Raw genomic sequence first — 14,226 nt, 5'->3', positions numbered from 1 at the left:
ACACACATGCACATCGAAAAACTTACCAAACGCTTCCGCGAACTCGCGGATGAGATCGGCTTCGATGGTGCGGCGAAAGCGCTTAGCGATGTCCAGGCCACCGACGACGACGGCGAGCCCGTCGATGTCAAGTTCGAGGGCATCACATCGAAGCGCGACCAAGCCAAGGCGAAAGCCACGGCCGCCGAACTCCAACGCGCCGTCGACGACGCAATCGACCAACACCTCGCCAAGTACAAGACCAACGCGACCCGGTTTAACCCGGGTTCAATCAACACCGCTCACAAGGCCATGACCAAGGCCGACAACATGACCAAGACCACTATTCCATCGACCGCCCTGCGCGGCACCCTCAAGAACTTCACCGGCGAACGCACCGTTTACACCGAGGACGCTGGAGAACGCACCATCGGTGCCGAGGAGCGCGCTTATCGCTTCGGCATGTATGCGCTCGACCTTGCACAACGCTGCTTGCCCGGTCGCTATGACTTCCCCAAGGCCGCCAGTTTCGCGGCGGATGCGGGCTTCCATACCAAGGGTCACATCGAGAACGCCAACCCGCTCGGCGGCTACTTGGTGCCCGATGAGTTTCAGTCAGACCTCATCGACCTGCGCGAGCAATTCGGTGTTGCGCGGCAGTTGTTCAAGGTTCGTCCGATGGCAAGCGACACCCGCACCGACCCGCGACGCACCGGCGGCCTCACCGCGTATGCAGTGGGCGAATCACAGGCCGGCACTAAGTCCACGAAAACATGGGACCGCGTTCGCCTGACCGCGCGAAAGTGGATGGTTTTGAGCAAAATGTCGGCCGAACTTAACGAGGACGCCGTCATCAGCCTCGCGGACGACCTCGCGGAAGAGATCGCCTACGCGTTCTCGCAGAAGGAAGACGACTGCGCATTCAACGGCGATGGCGGCGGGGACTACCACGGCATCGTTGGCGTCCGCCAGGCGTTGCAGACCGCTGCGGGGAATCCCAGCGGCACGAGCGCCGGCGGCATCATCGTGGGCAGTGGCAACGCCTACAGCGAACTGACGCTCGACGACTTCCACGCCGTCCAAGGTGCGCTGCCCGAGTACGCCGAGCGCAGCCCCGCTTGGGTGGTTTCGCGGCCATTCTACTTCAATGTGATGCAGAAGCTCATGCTCGCCAGCGGCGGTGTACCAGCGGCCGAGGTTGCAGCGGGCGGTGTTCGTCGCTTCTTGGGCGATCCGGTCATCATCTCGCAGGTCATGCCGAAGACCGCCGCGAATGACCAGCTCGCGGTGCTGTATGGCGACTTCCGGCTCGGTGCGTCGTTCGGCGACCGTCGCGGTACGTCGCTGGCGTTCAGTGAGTCGGCCATGATCGACGGTGAAAACAGCTTCCAGCAAGACGAAATCGCCATACGCGGCACTACGCGGTGGGACATCAACGTCCACGACGTTGGCAGCACCACCGAAGCTGGCCCGATCGTCGGTCTGCAACTGGCCGCGTCCTAAACCCCGGCAGCCGGCCGCGTACGCCAATGGCTGCGCGATCGGTGTTGATACACCTTTCCCGCCCGCCCGTCGCTGGACTCAACGCCGGCGGCGGGCACTCGCGGGACACTCACTGAAAGACAACCAACATGATTCCTTCCCAAGACTTGAAGATCGTCCCGATCACGCCCCCGGGCGCGCGCGTTGACAACGCGTCGTTTGCCACAACCGAGATCGACACGCTCGGCTACAACCGCGTGCTCATCGTCGTGCAGCTCGGTGCAACCGACGTAGGGATGGCTGCGTTGAAAGTGGAAGCCGGCGACACCAGCGGCAGCCTGTCCGACGTGTCGGCACTGACGTACGGCACGGCAATAAACACCGATGGTGACTTTTCGACGACGCCGCAATCTGTCAATGACAATGCGCTATTCGCGTTCGACATTGATCCGGCCAAGGTGGGCCGTTATCTCGACCTTGTCGCCATCGCGGGCAACGGCTCGACCGGCACGTACTTGTCCGCGTTCGCCGTGTTGTTTCGCGCCGACGAGTGCCCGAGCACCGCAGCCGATCAAGGCTTTGACCAAGTGCTGCGGTACTAACCCTTCACCCGCCGTCACGGCTGACCCCGTGGCGTGCGGTTTGTCCGCGCAGGGGTGCGCGGTTGTTCTTTGGATGGCCGTCGTCGGCCTTGACGGGTCGGCGGCGGTTTTGACGACGATGACAGATTCAGACGAACGAGCGGAGCGACTACGCGAGGCCGGACGAATGATTGACGCGGCCGAACTACCGGCACACGTACACGCGCTGTTGGCGTTTGTCGCGTGCGATGCCGCCTGGCTCAACGAAGCGTGCGAGTACTTCCTTACCAACGTCGGCGACGTGCAACTTGACCGCGCGCAGGTGGGACGGATGGCATCGATCATGGAAATGGTTGCCGTGGACCTCGCGCAAGCTGCCGACCGGGCACGCGTCAACCGCGCAGCCCTTGAGTCGATGATGACGGCTACAGACACCTCGCACTGATGGCCAAACTTACACGCCGACAGAAGCGCCGCGTAGTGCGTGCGTTCAACGCGCTGATGTTGGAGGAGTATCGAGAGCTCCGCGACCGCATGTCCAAGCCAGTGCAACGCCTGGGCGACCGCGTTATCCGCTCGGTGGAAGGCGAGGAGCCGCGCCGTGAGGACGGCCAGTTGCTGCGGGGCACCACGATCGAACTCGGCACCGACGCTCGCGGCATGCCCACCGCGACCTTCCGCGTGTCACGCCCGCCCGCCGAACCCGACGACGATCCGCTCGCCGCGATCCGCCTGGAGTTCGAGATGAATCGTCCGATTCTCCGCGGTGTCCGCCAACGACTTAAGCAGGACGGCAACCGCCGACTCAAACAAACGATCGGAGTTCGATGATGGACATGAAGGTACCCGGCGTCACGCTCCGCGTTGACACTGACCTGCTCGACGGCTTCGGCGACACGCCCGACCGTGGCCTATCCGAAAATCGCATGCACCAGACGATCGCATCGCTTGAGCGTGCCGCGCAGTCCATGGCAGCCGCGCATGAGCAGGTGTCCCGCGTCTGGCAGTCAACGAGCACCGGCGGACGACTTCTCGCGGGCACGACAGGCCTACCGCCGGACGTTGCTCACGCCCGCTTTGCGATGGACACCGGACGCCGTGACGTGCTTACGTCCCTCGGCAACGAGTTCGGCCTTGCCCGCGAGGAAGCACGCCGCACCGTCGAACGTGCCGCACGCCTGCCATCACTCATGGGTGACACGCCCGCCCGCTCGATCGCTGGCGGCGTCACTGTCAACGCGGACGCGGCGGTACGCGACATCGACCGCATCACCGCAGCCATCGAACGCATGCGGGAGCATGCCTCCAAGCCCATCAACATCGGCGGCGGCGACGGCATCACCTCACCCGTGACCAACTCCATGCGAGCCGAGCGGGCCGGCATCCAAGCCGCCCAGGCCGCAGCACTCGCCAACCTCACCGCCCAGCGGATGGCACCCCCCTACCTTCCATCCTCGGACGATTGGGGGCGGGTAGGCGATACTCACGGACCCGCACCATACAACGCGCAAAATCGGGTTTCTGGGGGCCGTCATCGGTCACTGTTTCAGGGCGACATGCCGGATTCGCTGCGCGCCTACGGCTACGACTTCGACCGCCCCGTAGATATGCCGTACCCGCGTAACGGCGATCGCAACCGGCGTGCGTTGCCGGGTGCCGGCGGTGGTGGTGGCGGTGACATCGTGGATGCCGAGTTCACCTCGGCTGGTGGCGATGAGAACCGACGACGGCAGCGTAACCCGCTGGACCGGCACCGACCGCTCGACATCATGCTCGGTGGCGGTGGTCGTGGTGGTGGCGGTGGCGGTGGTCGAATCTACGGGATGTCGGGCAGCGCTGCGGGCGGGCCGGGTGGCGGTCGCGGTAGCGGTGGGCGCACGGGCGGCGGTAGTAGTGGCGGCGGCTTTTCGACAGGCGGTTACTACGCAGCCGTCTTCGGTGCGTGGGAACTCAACGCGGCATTGAGTGCGAGCCAGGAAGCCGACACGCAGGCGATGCTGGCACCGGACATGCCCACAGCTCTAGACGCACGCATCCAAGGGCTTGAAGGCGGCACCGGCGGCATCCTCGGCGGCACGCTCCGTTTCGTCGGTGACTCGGTGGGCATGGCCACGGGTATTCCGAGTTTCGGCGGCGAGATTCGACGGGGCCGGATTGAGATTGAACGGGCGGCCCGACTGGACCAGTTGCGCTCGACCCTCGGCGAATCACGCGATGCCACGCGTTTAGCACAGGCACGCAGCACAAGGGGCAACGCGTTCGCGGCGAACATGGAGCAGCAGCAAACGATGTCGCGGGACATCGGCGACCTGCGGCGTCGTCTCTCGTCGCTCGACAGCAGCCTTGGCGAGCGCAACGGCATCAGCTTCGGTGAAGGCTTGCGGACGGGCGTGGCCGAGTGGTTTTCAACGCGCAGCCAAGAAGACATTGACCGCGAGTACGAACTCAATCAGTTCGTCGTGAGCGATCCGGGTTTGCGGAACCAGATGGCGGTTGAGGCCTCGGCGATACGAAACACGTTGCTGCCCCAAGCCGAGCAACGTCAACGGCTCGCGGATGCACGATTCCAGCGGCAACGTCAACGCCAAGTGCAAGCCGCACGCACAGGGTTTGCAGGCAGAATCCCGGCAGCCGCCGGCAGAGACATTGAAGCGGCGTTCGCGCAGCTTGACACCGATGCGGCGGCGGGTTTGGCAGCAGCGGGCGATGATCCGGTGATGGCCGGATTGGTGGAGGAGGATTACCGCAGTCGCACCGACACGCTTATCACCAGCACGAGGCGTAGCCTCACGAGCCAGGCGGCCGACTTGCGGGCAAGTGCCGATGCGCTGCGGTCGGGCAACACGTTCTTGGCGCAGCGCATCGGCATCCAGCGCGACACCGCCCGGCGGCTGGAACGGTTTCCCCGGCAAGCAACGCCGTACTTGGAGGACGAATACGCAGCGGTCCGGCAAGGCATCATGGACCAGGGCAACGCTCGGCTTGAACAGGTCGAACGACAACGCGGCTACGCGCTGTCCGACCTGCGGGCTACAGCGGGCATCACCGACATGCAGTTGGGCCGAGATAATCGCGGCGCGACGCTTGCCGGCATCGAGCTACAGCGGCAGCAGGCGTTACGCGGCGTACTCGGTGACGATCAACTCACGGCAGCGACCAATCGACTTTTTGACAGCCGCACGGCATTGCAGCGGCAAGCGTTCGGCGACCGTGACGCGCGGTTCGATTTTGGTATGGGTGTCGCCGAGCGACAGGCCGACTCCATCATCGGCGGTCGCTCGTCGGAGGCGCATTTGCGGGCGTTGGTCGCACCCCTGCAATCGCAAGCGATGCAGCTTCGTCAGGCCGGGCGTGACGCTGACGCAGACCGAGTGCTGGACCTCGCGCGCAAACAGTTGGAGGGAGCGCGTGCCGAGTACGGTCGCGGATTCACGACACAGCAGTTCAGCAGCTTCGACCTTGTTACCCCGCCCCGGCCCAGCAACTCGTTTGGTGGCGCGCTCGATTCCATCATGGGAGAGCTGAATCAACAGCAGCCCAGCCGCGCCGCAGCTGCGGCGAGCATTGCCCAAGCTGCACTTGCAGGGGTGTCGGCTGGCGGTGGCGTCGCGGGTGTGGTTGCCGGTGCTGGCGTGAGCGGGGCCAACGCCGGGATGAATCCGATGACGGGCGGGGATGGCAACACAGTTGCTGACCTTCTACGTCAACTGCTAGACAAAGTTGAACGAATCAACGGCAACATCGAGGGCATCTAGTCCCCGCCCCACATCCTCGACCCCCCGCCGGCCCCCCGCCGCGACTTCGCGGCGGGGGGCTTTTCTATGCGAGCACGGCGTCAAGCTCGGCGGCGTCCACGTCGTCGCGATACGTCACGGCGGGCGCAGGCGAATCGGATGCGATCATCTCGCGGACCCACCGGCGACACGACAGCCGCACGCCACCGACCACAGCAAAACGCAACCGCCCCGCCGCCATCCATCGGTGAACCGTGGCCGGGTGTAGTGGCTTGCCGTTGCGGCGCAGCTCGGGCACCTTGGCGACCTTGGAGATCGTGAGCATCGCGTCGAGGACCGCGTCATTCGCAGCCGGAAACATGGATTGCATCGCCATGCGAAAGCGTTGGCGCGGATGCGTTAGCACCAGCGATTTACAACGTCGCGGGCTTGGCAACGCCTTCCACGGAACACCGCGAAACACAAGGGAAAACGCACGCCAGCACGCCCTAGCGGACGTGAAGACCTTGAACCACTCGCAGTGCAGTAGCGGTCATGGCCGGCGTCGTCGTGTGCTTGTTCAACTTGTCCGTCTCACCCGAAACGACGCGCCGCTTCAACGGCAGCTTTCAGGTCCGGCTCGGCATAGACCTCGGTCGTTGATTGGTTGCGGTGGCCGAGCATCACTTGCACGGCTTCAAGCCCGCCCGTCGCTTGACGTGTTCGCGTGGCCGCAGCGTGCCGCAGTTGATATGGCGTGAACGCGTGTTGTTTACGCCATGCCTTGCCCTCGGCACTGTTTGACCAAATGCCCTTCGGCAACGGATATGCGTTGGCACACGCCCGCGTGACCGCCTTGAGTAGAGAGCTGGCGTCGTACTTCTCGCCCGGCGTGCGATTTGGCTTCTCGCGTCGATTGGTGCCGGGACGGTTGCCACAAGATGCGGGCGTGACGCGGGCCGCCGTCAACGCAGCGCGTCGCTCACGCTCGGCTTCGATGGGCGAGAACATGAACGCCCCTGCGTCGCGGTCCATGAATGGCTTGAGCACTTCCACGCACTGCGGACCGATCGGGATCACGCGGGCGATGCCGTGATGCTCGGTCTTGTGCTGGCTCGGCTTGTAAAGCCAAACGTCGCCGGTGGCGTCAATCTCTAGTGGTCGCATCGCGCACGCTTCGGACGGTCGCATGCCCGTCAACCACATCACCCGCACAAGTGCCGCGACCTGGCGGGACAGGTGCGGGAGCACGTCGTTCACCATCGCCTCGGACACCGGCCCGACCTTGCGTGGCGGCTTCGCCTTGGTCTTCCCGGCCCGCAGTGCTTCGACCGCTTGCAATGCGTGCAATGTGTTCGCGTCGATTATCTCACGCCCGACCGCCCATTTAAACATGCGTTTGATTCGGTTGGTCTGCGCGTTGGCGTTGGTGCGATTCCACGGCTGAGCTTTCACCACGGCACCACGCCGCGTGTAGTACCAATCTCCCGCAACCATGTGCTCACGCAAAGTGCGGAGCTTGAGCGGACCGAATGACGCGACCGGCTCGCGCTCATGGAACACACGCAGCAACCGGCACACCGACTTGTACGACGCGGCCTCTCCGCACTCGCCGTAGTAGTCGCGGGCGTGCTCCATGAAGTCACGAATCAGGTGCGCGAACGTGTACGCCCCACCCGCCGCATCGTCGGCAGCCGTGGCAACGCCTTCCAGGCTTCGACCCGACGCCTCCCACTTTGCAATCAATGCCCAGTAGTCCGTATGCGCCTTTGGGTCGTTGTGCTTGCCAAGATAGATCGTGCGGCCGTTGAGTACGACGTAAGCGCGCGAGCTCGCTTTGTGCTCGCGGAGCTTGGGATGAGATGATTTAGGCTTGGGCAAGGTGCCTCCCGTGGGTTGCGATGCACCAGCCGAATTGCAAAACCGGTCAGGTTGACCGGTTTTCTTCGTGCTGGACGCCGCTCGCCTTGGGATGGCGGTGTGGGCAAATGCTGCCCCGGCTTGAACTTCCGTTGAGTGAGGCCGGTGGGGCTCGAACCCACGACCGTTCGATTAAAAGTCGAATGCTCTACCAACTGAGCTACGGCCTCGCGGTCGGCACTGTAGGCCGCTCTGTCACGAACGTCATCGCCTACCGTCGGCCGTGGCGATCCAGCGGGACGTAGCCATCGTCGTCCGGTGCGTGAGGTTCTCCGAAACCTCGCAGGTGGTGACGCTTTTTTCCCGCCGACTGGGTCTTGTGAGCCTGATCGCCAAGGGCTCGCTCCGACGCGATCGCAAGGGCTACGGCAAGTTCGACGGCGGGCTGGATTTGCTCGACCTTGGCGAGGCGGTCTTCCGGCACCACCCCGAGCGTGAACTCTCGACGCTTACCGAGTGGCGCCAGCTTAACGGCCACCTCGGCATCCGGCGGCGACTCCGCTCGATCTACCTCGGCATGTACGCCGCCGAACTGGTCGGCGCGGTCTTCGAGGAGCACGACGCTCATGCGACGCTCTTCGATCGGTTCGCGAAACTACTGGGCTTGCTGCCGACCGCACAACGGGAAGAAGTCACCGTTGCGTTCACCCTCGAAGTCCTCCGACAGAGCGGCATCGTGCCTGAGCTTGGCCGATGTGCCGTGAGCGGCCAAGCGGTCAGCGAGGGACCGGCCTACTTCTCCGCGGCCAAGGGCGGCGTGGTCCTTCCCGAAAACACCGTGGCAATCTTCGATGCGATGGATTTGCCTTTCGCCGGCGTGACGACGATGCGGCGGATGCTTGCCGGCCTCGCCACGGGCCAGCCCCAACGGCTTCCCCGGATGAGCCAAGAAGACGCCGACGTTTTACATCGTGTGCTCGCTCGACATGTTCAACACGCCCAGGGGCGTCGGCTGCGGGTGCCGCGATTCCTGCTCGGCGAAACGCAGGACGTGCTCATGCACCGTTGACCCGAGCGGCCAGCCGTCGGTTTGCTCATCGGCGCCGCTTTCGTAACCTACGGGCCATGCACACGGCAATGGTTTGCGCCGCCCTCGTTGCGATGACGGGTGCGGAACCGAAGGAATGGGATTACGGCCCCGGCGGCTGGCGTGACGCACGTCCACAGCAACCCGAAACACCCCCCGATGCGGGCGTGGGCAATGTCCGCGACGGTGCGGCCCGGCTGACGCGGACCAACGACGCCGCGCTGACCATCGAGCCGCCCGGCCCCATCAACATTGACCCGCTGTTCGACCCGATCGTCGATGATCTGGGTCGCAATCCCAAGCGGGCGTTCAACAAGACGGTCGACTGGCTCCTTGCCAACCCGACGGATCCGATGCGCGACCAAGGGCTTTACCTCGCCGCCACCGCGTTGTTCGAGTTCGGCAATCGGGCGAAGTCGTTCTTTTACTGCGACGAGCTTCTCGATACCTACCCGGAAAGCCCGCTTTACGACGACGCCTTGCGTTTGCAGTACACGATCGCCGACGAGTTTCTCAAAGGTTACAAGGAGCGCATCGCCAAACTGCCCATCGCGGATGGGCAGGACAAAGCGATCGAGATGCTTTTCCGCATCCAGGAACGCGCCCCGGGCAGCCCGCTGGCCGAGCAGTCAGTGCTTCGGGCCGCCGATCACTTTTACGGCAAGCGCGACTTCGACTTTGCCGCGATTTACTACCAGGCCTACATCGAGGCCTACCCACGCAGCCCGCAAGCCTCCGAGGCGAAACTCCGGCTCGCGTTCAGCAATCTTTTTCAGTACCGCGGCCCCGAGTTTGACTCCGGCCCGGTGATCGAGGCACGCAACGACCTGGCCGAACTCATCGGCACCGAGCCGGACATGGCCCGGGAGCGTGAACTCCAAAAAGTCGTCACGGAAATCGACATCGAGCTGGTTCGCAAACGCCTGACCAGCGGCGATTACTACCGCCGCACCGGTGAAAAGCGGGCGGCGGCGATGATGTACCAATCCGTGCTCGACGACTACCCGCTCGCCCCGCAGGCCGAGATCGCCCGCCGCAAACTCGAAGCACTTGGCCCGGTCGATCTGAGCTTCCCCGAGCCGGGCGCGGAGATCGGCCAATGAAGTTTGTCCTGCTCACATTCGTGTCGTGCGTCCTGCTCCTGGCCGGCTGCGGCGGCTATCAGGCCGTGGACATCCAGAACGGCGGTGCCGGACTCTGGCGCCAGGACGTGCAGACCGTCGCGGTGCCGACATTCGACACGTCCAGCTTCCGCCGGTTCGACGAGATTCGTCTCACCAAGGCGATCGCTCAGGAACTCGAAACCCGCAGCCCCTACAAGGTCGCCCCTCGCGAGACGGCCGACACGCTACTAGAGGGCAAGATCGTCGACAGCCGTCTTGCAACCATCAGCCGCAACCTCGACAACGCCGTCCCGCAGGAGCAGCTCTACATCGTGATCGTCGACTTCACTTGGAAAGACCTTCGCAATGGCAAGATCATCGTCGATCGCCGCAGCTTCGAAGCGTCTTCGCCGTTTTATCCCTTCCTCGGCGAAACCGACGAGGTGGGCAGTTATCTCGCGGTAGAGGACCTCGCCGCGGCGATCGTGAGCGAAATGCAGTCGGACTGGTGAGTCGACGACCACGTGTGATGCCGTGTTCGCCATCTGTCCGCCGGTTTCAAAACGCAACGATCGGCGGATGTGCGGGTGCATTGGATCGGACGACCCCTTGGACGATCGCTACCATGTGGCAAGCCGCAAAGCCGATGAACAGATTGCGTAGCTCGTTGTATCGAAAGTATTTCCAATAGATCGGCCGACCGAGGCACCACGAAGGATTGACCATGCCGGACCAGGACGAACGACCCCGCCGCAACGACCCCCAACGCGGCAACGACCCACGGGGCGAGAACTCGAACAAAGACGGCGACAAGCGCGGCGTCGACGCACCCCAGGGCGGCATGCGCTTTCACAAGGGCCTGATGGGATGGGTCATCATCATCTTCGGCGCGATCATGGTGCTCTACATCCTGACCTACCAGCAGGATGATCGCGTCGAGGTGAAGCTCGGAACCGTGCTCGCACAAAACGCGGCAGGCAACGTCGCGACCATCGACTTCAGCAACGAACGCGCCCGTGGCGAGTTCCGCGAAGAGATCGAGCACCCCACCGCTGAAGGCGTCACGGTGACGAAGTTCACCGCCCCCACGACGCCGGGCTGGGCCACGCACAACATGGAGTCCTTCCTCGCCGCCGCGCCGGCCGACACCAAACCGTTGATCGGTGCCGAGCGCGGGACGTCGTTGTTCGTGCAGATCCTCGTGCCGTTGATTCCGTGGATCCTGCTCATCGGTTTGATCTGGTTCTTCTTCATCCGACAGCTCCGCAACGTTGGCGGCCCCGGCGGCATGCTCGGCAACTTCGGCCGGTCCAAGCACCGCATGCTCTCCAAGGAGCACACCCACGTCACCTTCAACGACGTCGCCGGCGTCGAGGAAGCCAAGGACGAGGTCGAGGAGATCGTCGAGTTCCTCAAGAATCCGAAGAAGTTCCAACGCCTCGGCGGTCGCATCCCGCGCGGCGTACTGCTTGTCGGGCCTCCCGGCACCGGCAAGACGCTGCTCGCCAAGGCCATCGCCGGCGAGGCGGACGTGCCGTTCTTCTCGATCTCCGGCTCCGACTTCGTCGAGATGTTCGTCGGCGTCGGTGCGTCCCGCGTCCGCGACCTGTTCAAGCAGGCCAAGGACAACGCCCCGTGCATCATCTTCCTTGACGAAATCGACGCAGTCGGTCGTCGGCGCGGCGGGGGCTTCTCCTCCGGCGGTAACGACGAGCGCGAGCAGACGCTCAACGCCATCCTCGTGGAGATGGACGGCTTCGAGACCAACGACCAGGTCATCGTCATCGCCTCCACCAACCGCATCGACGTGCTCGACCCGGCGCTGACGCGTCCCGGCCGCTTCGACCGTCAGGTGCAGGTCCAGTTGCCCGACGTCAAGGGCCGCATGGCGATCCTCAAGGTCCACGCCCGCAAGATCAAACTCGGCCCCAACGTCGACCTGGCCCGACTCGCCAAGGCCACGCCCGGCTTCTCCGGTGCCGACCTCGCGGCGATCATCAACGAATCCGCACTCGGCGCAACGCTCGCCGGCAAGGACTTCGTCGAACAGGAAGACCTCGAAGAAGCCCGCGACAAAGTCCGCTTCGGCCGGGCCAAGAAGTCGCGCGTCATGGACGAGAAGGACAAGCTCGCCACCGCCTACCACGAGGCCGGCCATGCCGTGGTGCAGGTGCTCGAGAAACACGCCGACCCGCTGCACAAGGTTACCATCATCCCGCGTGGCCCCTATGGCGGCGCGACCATGTCGCTGCCGGAAAAGGATCGCAGCAACTACTCCCGCAAGTGGTGTCTCGCCACAATGCGCACGCTCTTTGCCGGCCGAATCGCCGAGGAGATGTTCACCGGCGACGTCAACACCGGCGTGCTCTCCGACATCCAGAAGGTCACCGAGATCGCCAAGCGCATGGTGACCGAATGGGGCATGAACGACGAGATCGGCTTCGTCTACTACGGCGACGACGGCGACTCCCCGAACATGATGGACCTCGGTCAGAAAGCGTCGTACTCCGACGAAACCGCTCGCCGCATCGACCATGAGGTCAAGGGCATGATCGATCAGCTCTACGCCGAGACCGAGCAGATCCTGACCGACAACAAGGAAAAGGTCGACGCTCTCGCCAAGGCGCTGATGAAGTACGAGACGCTTGACACCGACGACGTCAACCGAATCATGCGCGGCGAAGATCTCACCCGTCCGACGGTCAACGACCTGCTCGCTGAAGAAAAGAAGCGTCGCGGTCCCGTCCAGCCCAAGCCGAGCGAGGACGAGAACCCCGGCACCGATCTTGGCGGTGTTCAGCCGGCATAAATCAGTGGCATTTCTCGATCAGGCTCGCACCGTCGCCCGTTGGGTCACCGCGCTCGGCTTCATCGGGTCCGGCGTCTTTCACTTCGTTAACCCGGCGTTCTACCTCGACGTCATCCCGACCATCCTGCCGAACCCGGCTTTCTGGAACGCGTTGGCAGGCGTTGCGGAGATCATGGGCGGGATCGGATTACTCATTCCCGCACTGCGTCGGGCGGCGGCAATCGGCTTAATCGCGATGCTTGTGTGCTTCATCTGGGCACACGTCGACATCCTCATCTACCCGGACCGCTCCGCGATGGGCCGCAGCGTGCCGTACTGGTTGCTGATCGTGCGGCTGCCGTTCCAAGCCGTGTTCATCACCTTGGTCTATTGGGTCGGACTTACGCCAAGACAACAGGCCACCTCAACCGAAGCCGACTTCGCGTGACGGCGTCGGCTCGGTTTCGACGAAGGTCATTTGGTCCAGCAACGACGGCGTCACCGCCGGTATGGGCTGGCCCGTCGGATCGGCCGTGGCGACTTTGTATAGGCCGGCCAGTACCCACAAGCCGACAAAGAGCACAAGCGGCACGACATAGACGGCAAGGCCGCGAACCCGATCCGCGACGCTTCCTGACGCGCGCCCCACCCCTGGGACGTTGGCGTTTTTCATGAGCTTCCCTTTGCACCTGCGGGCATCGTGCCCGCGTCAACTTCCTACACCGCCGACACCAACATAGGTTGCAGCAGTTTTTCCAAACCGTTTCAATCCACAGACGATGACGCCGGCCCAAATCCAACATTGGCTGACCAACTTTGTCCCGGGCCGGAGCAAGCCGTTGGTGATGGGCGTGCTCAACGTCACGCCCGACAGTTTCAGCGACGGTGGCAAGTTCGACACGATCGGGTCGGCGGTCGCACAGGCGGAGCGCTTGATCGAGGACGGTGCCGACTTGCTCGACATCGGCGGCGAGTCGACCCGGCCTGGCAGCGATCCGGTCGACGCCGCCGAGCAGATTCGCCGGACGAAGCCCGTGATCGAGGCCGTTCGTGCAAAGTACGAGATCGCCCTCTCGATCGACACCACCCGGGCTGATGTGGCCGCTGCCGCGCTCGATGCCGGGGCTTGCATGCTCAACGATGTCGCCGCCGGACGGGACGACGCATCGATGCTCCGACTCGCCGCCGAGCGAGCCGTTCCGATCGTCCTGATGCACATGCGGGGCATGCCAAAGACCATGCAGGCCGACCCGACTTACGCCGACGTGACAGCCGAGGTCATCGACTTCCTCGGCGAACGGTTGAACATTGCCCGGGAGTGCGGGGTCGGGCAGATACTTGTCGATCCCGGCATCGGGTTCGGCAAGACGACCGAGCACAATCTGCAACTGCTCAGGGACCTACGCCGCTTTGCCGAACTCGGGCCGGTACTGATCGGGACGAGCCGCAAGCGATTCCTCGGCGAAATCACGGGCGAAACCGATCCCGCCGCCCGGGATCACGCGACGACCGCCACGACCGTCTGGGCTGCCCTGCAAGGGGCGGCAATCATCAGGGTTCACAATGCCCGCGCGGCCCGTCACGCCGTTGACGTGGCCGCTGCCATTCATGCGAACGACTGATAACGCTCTCG

14 protein-coding genes and 1 tRNA gene are annotated in these 14,226 nt (G+C 64.0%); 11 read left to right on the top strand and 4 right to left on the bottom strand.

Features of this window, described 5'->3' with window-relative positions; all coding sequences use genetic code 11:
* The first annotated feature begins 6 nt into the window (after positions 1-6).
* From AAGD32_06660 to AAGD32_06640, 5 genes are all read left to right on the top strand, one after another.
* A complete protein-coding gene (locus AAGD32_06660) occupies positions 7-1,482 on the top strand; it encodes a phage major capsid protein (protein ID MEM8873925.1) in 1,476 nt (491 codons plus the stop codon).
* A gap of 128 nt (positions 1,483-1,610) precedes the next feature.
* Positions 1,611-2,063: a hypothetical protein gene (locus AAGD32_06655; protein MEM8873924.1), complete on the top strand. Its 453-nt coding sequence runs from the start codon at positions 1,611-1,613 to the stop codon at positions 2,061-2,063.
* A gap of 73 nt (positions 2,064-2,136) precedes the next feature.
* Positions 2,137-2,487 (top strand): hypothetical protein, encoded by a 351-nt coding sequence (locus AAGD32_06650; protein ID MEM8873923.1) that lies wholly within the window; start codon positions 2,137-2,139, stop codon positions 2,485-2,487.
* Positions 2,487-2,873, top strand: coding sequence for a hypothetical protein (locus AAGD32_06645; protein ID MEM8873922.1), 387 nt, complete (start codon positions 2,487-2,489; stop codon positions 2,871-2,873). Before AAGD32_06650 ends, AAGD32_06645 begins: the two co-directional genes overlap by 1 nt.
* Positions 2,870-5,797 (top strand): hypothetical protein, encoded by a 2,928-nt coding sequence (locus tag AAGD32_06640; GenBank protein MEM8873921.1) that lies wholly within the window; start codon positions 2,870-2,872, stop codon positions 5,795-5,797. The genes AAGD32_06645 and AAGD32_06640 overlap by 4 nt, the downstream gene beginning before the upstream one ends.
* Positions 5,798-5,861: 64 nt before the next feature.
* Here AAGD32_06640 and AAGD32_06635 read toward each other — a convergent pair whose 3' ends face one another.
* The 3 genes from AAGD32_06635 to AAGD32_06625 all read right to left on the bottom strand — a co-directional run bounded on the left by AAGD32_06635 (position 5,862) and on the right by AAGD32_06625 (position 7,845).
* Entirely contained in the window at positions 5,862-6,152 is a 291-nt protein-coding gene (locus tag AAGD32_06635) for a hypothetical protein (GenBank protein ID MEM8873920.1), read from the bottom strand.
* Positions 6,153-6,349: 197 nt separating this feature from the next.
* A complete protein-coding gene (locus AAGD32_06630; GenBank protein ID MEM8873919.1) occupies positions 6,350-7,636 on the bottom strand; it encodes a site-specific integrase in 1,287 nt (428 codons plus the stop codon).
* 136 nt (positions 7,637-7,772) lie between these two features.
* Positions 7,773-7,845: transfer RNA gene (locus tag AAGD32_06625), tRNA-Lys, on the bottom strand.
* 53 nt (positions 7,846-7,898) lie between these two features.
* On the opposite strand from AAGD32_06625, the gene recO reads away from it, so the two are divergent.
* The 5 genes from recO (at position 7,899) to AAGD32_06600 (ending at position 13,041) form a co-directional block, all read left to right on the top strand.
* The gene (gene recO / locus AAGD32_06620) at positions 7,899-8,684 is read left to right on the top strand and encodes a DNA repair protein RecO (protein MEM8873918.1); all 786 of its coding nucleotides are present in this window, start codon (positions 7,899-7,901) and stop codon (positions 8,682-8,684) included.
* A gap of 56 nt (positions 8,685-8,740) precedes the next feature.
* Positions 8,741-9,805 (top strand): outer membrane protein assembly factor BamD, encoded by a 1,065-nt coding sequence (gene bamD, locus AAGD32_06615; protein MEM8873917.1) that lies wholly within the window; start codon positions 8,741-8,743, stop codon positions 9,803-9,805.
* On the top strand, positions 9,802-10,317 hold the full coding sequence (lptE, locus tag AAGD32_06610) for an LPS assembly lipoprotein LptE (GenBank protein ID MEM8873916.1): 516 nt from the start codon (positions 9,802-9,804) through the stop codon (positions 10,315-10,317). Before bamD ends, lptE begins: the two co-directional genes overlap by 4 nt.
* A gap of 212 nt (positions 10,318-10,529) precedes the next feature.
* Positions 10,530-12,614, top strand: coding sequence for an ATP-dependent zinc metalloprotease FtsH (gene ftsH / locus AAGD32_06605; GenBank protein ID MEM8873915.1), 2,085 nt, complete (start codon positions 10,530-10,532; stop codon positions 12,612-12,614).
* 4 nt (positions 12,615-12,618) lie between these two features.
* Entirely contained in the window at positions 12,619-13,041 is a 423-nt protein-coding gene (locus tag AAGD32_06600; GenBank protein MEM8873914.1) for a DoxX family membrane protein, read from the top strand.
* Here AAGD32_06600 and AAGD32_06595 read toward each other — a convergent pair.
* Positions 13,018-13,266, bottom strand: coding sequence for a hypothetical protein (locus AAGD32_06595; GenBank protein ID MEM8873913.1), 249 nt, complete (start codon positions 13,264-13,266; stop codon positions 13,018-13,020). The genes AAGD32_06600 and AAGD32_06595 overlap by 24 nt on opposite strands.
* A gap of 106 nt (positions 13,267-13,372) precedes the next feature.
* Here AAGD32_06595 and folP point away from each other — a divergent pair, with 106 nt between their 5' ends.
* Entirely contained in the window at positions 13,373-14,215 is an 843-nt protein-coding gene (folP, locus tag AAGD32_06590) for a dihydropteroate synthase (protein ID MEM8873912.1), read from the top strand.
* Positions 14,216-14,226: the final 11 nt, after the last annotated feature.

Source organism: Planctomycetota bacterium (assembly GCA_039182125.1).
Classification (GTDB): domain Bacteria; phylum Planctomycetota; class Phycisphaerae; order Tepidisphaerales; family Tepidisphaeraceae; genus JBCDCH01.
Note: the sequence above shows the minus strand (reverse complement) of the source record. Positions and strands in the feature narration are given on the sequence as shown.